Raw genomic sequence first — 4142 nt, 5'->3', positions numbered from 1 at the left:
GCTCTCCCGTGGCAGTCCGCTTGCGCAGGCCGAAAAGGCGGTCGGTGAACTCCTTGCCATTGTCGGTGAGAATGGTGCGGATGCGGATCGGGCAGGCGCGCTCCAGATCGCGCAGGAAGCGCCGTGCGTTGGCCGCGGTCTTTGNCGGGAAGACACGGATGAAGANCCATCGGGTCGCCCGGTCGATGGCCACGAAGAGGTAACGGCGGCGGGTCTCATCGGCCATTTGCGGCAGGTACTTCACGTCGATGTGGAGGTAGCCCGGCTCGTAGGCCTTGAAGGCGCTGTGCTTCGGCTTGGCCGCCTTGGTCTTCAGGTCGCGCAGGTTCCCCACGCCATGCCGGCGCAGGCAGCGGTCCAGCCCCGAGCGCGAGGCGTTCGGGTTCAGGAACTCCCGCACAACCGCCAGCAGATCATCCAGCGACACCAGCAGCGCCTTTCGCAGGGCCACCGCGACGGCCTCTTGCGGTGGTGTCAGCGTCGTCTGGAGCCTGTGCGGCGTGTGGCTGCGATCCGCGACGCTGTCGCGCTTGCGCCACTTGTAAACGGTCTGCTCCGTTATGCCGAAGCGCTCGGCCAGGACCGGAGCAGGCTCCGTGCTCGCCTGGATCGCCGCCCGCACCTTCGGCGTGGTCGTGGCCTGCTTGTGAAGATGTATCAGCATGGTCGTGCCCCGTCTCGAAGGTCCCTCAGAACCGATCTTGCCATGAAGAGCGCGGATCGTCGCGGGGAAAGGTGATCATCCGGGACGGAACACCTACGCCCCAACCGACCGCGTCCACTCTTCTGCGCAAGATGGAAATCCGCACTTCGGGAAAATTCTCAACCGGCTCCGTCTGGCTTAGACAGCGCACCGGTTTCTGTCGCAGCTAGGTGAAAATTGTCGGGAGCGATCGCATCTTACGCCGCTTCTTGCGCGGAAGACACAAGCCCCTCCGGCTCGATCCCCCGCTTCTGCGCACTTGATCGCACAGCCTCCTGAAGCGCTATGCTCCTCTTGAGGAGGCGGCGGAAGCGGTCTTCGTCGAGCATCAAAAGCGTCGACGGCGCAATGGCCCGCACCTCCACACGACGCGGCTTCTGCATCAGGATCGTCAACTGGCCGAACATCTCGCCGCGCCCAAGGCGCCAAGTCTGTCCCGCGCTCTCCAGCTCGACCGCCCCGGAGGCGATGAAGAATACGCTTCTCACCGCGCTGTCCCTGCGCACCATGATCTCGCCGGCGTTAATGTAGCGGGTCTGAAGAACGCGACCGAGGCGCTTCAGCGCGCGCTCGTCGAGATCCGCGAATAGCGGAAACTGTCGGACAAGTTCGACCCGTTGAAGGGCGATGTCGAGGCGCGGGCGATACTCCGCAGCGGCACGGCGTGCCGCAAGGTCCTGCATCAGCGCGGTGAAAACCTCGGCCCCGATCAGCCCGTCCTCACGCATCGCGGTATATTCCCGCTCCTCAAGCCGCAGCGCGGTCCGCCGGATGAAGCGCCGTTCAAGCTCCTCGGCATAACCCGGATATTGAAGACGCAGCCCCTCCAGCGCCGTCTCCACAGCTTCTGTTCGCCGCGCAAGCAGTTCGTGCAGGAGGTCGGCCACCCGTCGTCCATGGATCCGGCGGATGCGTCCGTCGATGAAGATGCCAAGGTCACGCAGGACAAGCCGCTGCGAAAGCAGCAATTCGAAGCGATCGGCCGTCATTCGGACAAGCGTCGCAGACAAGCCAAACCGATTGTTCAGAACCACCGCCGCCCGAAAGGTGCGCCCGTAGGAGACACTGCGCCGCGTTGCCCGCTGATAGCCGCTGCGCCCGCCCGATCGCGCACCTTCGATCAGCCGATCGGCATCGGACAGCACCTGTTCGGACATGCGCGAGGAGATCGTTTGTTCGCGCATACGGGAAAGGATCGTGTCGCGCTCATGCCCTGCAAGAGCGATCAGCCCGAGCGTGACCCGATCCCTATCGAGGATTTCCGCGCTGTCCTCGGCCGTCTTGACGGCATCCTCGAGTCTTTCCCCGAACCGCTTTGCCTCGGATCGTACGATATCATGAGTCAGCTCATAATTCTCGGTCGTGCGGGCCACATCCTCCCGCACAGTCTGGAGCGCCACGGCCACGACCTGCCGCGACAGCGCGTGGTCAATCGGGGAGAGGCGGTCGAGGCCGAGCCACCCGATCACCGTCCGCAACGTGGTTCCCTGCACGATCAGCGTGAAAAGCGTGAAGCCGGTGGCAACGATACCCACCACGCGTTTGACCTCGACCGGAACGCGGAAACTCTCCGTGACCGCCAGTGCCAGCGCCAGTGTGACCGCGCCGCGAAGGCCACCCCAGAGGATGGCGACGCGGTACGGCCGCTCGACCGGCGGAGAGACCCGCAACAACGCCAGCAGCGGCAGAAGGCCGAACAGGATCACCACCCGAGCCGCGATGGCGGCGAGAACGACCACGCCGATCAGAAGGAAATCCTCGATCCGGACCTCCTCCAGAAGCCTTGGGATCAGCAAGGCGGCGAGGATGAAGATCAGCGCGCCCGCCCAGTGCGCCAGGACGTCCCAGACCTCACGAAGGTTGGCCCAAGCGACGGGAGGCAGACGCCCCGGCCCCGTCAGGTTCAGCGTCAGACCCGCCACGACGACCGCGATCACGCCCGAGGCGCCGATGCTCTGTTCCGCGCCGATATAGGCGAGATATGGCAGCGCGACCGAGATCGAGATTTGGGCAAGCTCGTGACGAGCAAACAGTGCCATGATCCAAACGGCCAAGCGCGCCGCAAGCCACCCCGTTAACGCACCGCCGGCAATGAGAAGCGGGAAGCGGGCCAGTGCATCGCCGAGGTTCGGGTCCGGAACGCCCAGCATCACGAACCCCATGAAGAGGCCGAACAGCGCAATGGCGGCGGCATCGTTCAGAAGACTCTCACCCTCGATGATCCGTGCAAGACGGCGCGGCGCCGAGATGGAACGAAAGATCGATACCACGGCGGACGGATCCGTCGTGGACACGATGGCACCGATAAGCAGACACACCGCCAGCGGGAGCGTGCTGACCGATGCCAGCGCATATCCGATGCTGAACGTAGCCACGACCACCGCCACGACGGCCAGCACCAGGATCGGCACCCAGTCATCGAGCATCCGGCGCAGGTTCATCCCCAAAGTCGCCTGAAAAAGCAGCGTCGGCAGAAACACATAGAGGAAGACGTTGGACCGGATTGGCAGACCGAGAATGGCTTCGGATATCGGGTTGAGCGCGTCAGTCAGCTCCGTACGTAGGAAGAAGGTCGCGCCCGATCCGATCAGGATGCCGATGGCGGCGAGGATCACGCTATAGGGCAGACGCAGGCGCGCGGCGAGCGGCTCCGCCGCGCCGATGACGAGAAAGAGCGACGCGATGACCGTTGTGATGAGAACGATATCCATGGCGCCGAAGTACCACGCAGATCGCGACTCGTATGGGAAAAATGGAGGCTACGCGCGCGAAGTCAGTCCAGTGGTTGAGGATGATGTTTGTTGCGTTGAAATGCCTAATAAAATTAAACCATTAGGCGCAACAAAGGCCACCTTGCCGGGTTCCAAGATGAGATGCGCCCACAAATCGTCATAGGAAAGCCGGGCGTCAGCCAAACGACTTCAGATCACCCTACTAACCCGGATAATTCACGAGAAGGCCAGACTACACGACTCCCACCCGCAGCCGTCTCGGGACGACGAGATTTCGGGCGACGAGAGGCGTTTCGGGACCGGACCGCATCCATCGTCGGACCTCATCGAAGCCGGTCCGGAACCAGGATTTCGAGCAGTATCCGTGCTTCTTCCGGGCGGGGTATTTGTGTCCCATGAGCTGGGCTGCAGCACGGCAGATGAGGGCGATGGCAATAGCGGTTATGGCGATGAGCAGAGACAACTTGGACGCGAGCGTCAGGCGGGTGTCCTCCAGGTTCAGCCCCCGCGTCTTGCTGTCGGCGAACAGGCACTCGATGAGCCAGCGCTTCTTGTACTGCCGCAGGATGTGCGCGCCAGTGGCTGGATAGGGCGAAGCCACCACGAGAAGCTCGCCGCCCTTGATACGGCGCGCACCGAAGTGGAGCTCGAGGTCAGGGTGACTCGCTCTGCCAGGCAGGACGGCCGTGAAGCCCCGCACACCCCTG

General features: G+C 63.5%; 2 protein-coding genes and 1 pseudogene. All 3 read right to left on the bottom strand.

Annotated features, from left to right (window positions below; genetic code table 11):
* Positions 1–664: IS481 family transposase (locus tag JSE7799_RS08470; protein ID WP_055663220.1), on the bottom strand; the 664-nt coding region annotated here is incomplete at its 3' end.
* 236 nt (positions 665–900) lie between these two features.
* Positions 901–3414, bottom strand: a complete 2514-nt coding sequence (locus JSE7799_RS08465; RefSeq protein WP_055663219.1) for a cation:proton antiporter — start codon at positions 3412–3414, stop codon at positions 901–903.
* Positions 3415–3667: 253 nt separating this feature from the next.
* Positions 3668–4142: pseudogene (locus JSE7799_RS21015) on the bottom strand (IS4 family transposase); the annotation flags it as partial.

It is taken from the genome of Jannaschia seosinensis (assembly GCF_001408515.1).
Taxonomy (GTDB): domain Bacteria; phylum Pseudomonadota; class Alphaproteobacteria; order Rhodobacterales; family Rhodobacteraceae; genus Jannaschia; species Jannaschia seosinensis.
Note: the sequence above shows the minus strand (reverse complement) of the source record. Positions and strands in the feature narration are given on the sequence as shown.

Excerpts from the sequence above, each read along its gene's own strand:
- JSE7799_RS08465 (WP_055663219.1), bottom strand. The coding sequence starts at position 3,414 with ATGGATATCGTTCTCATCACAACGGTCATCGCGTCGCTCTTTCTCGTC.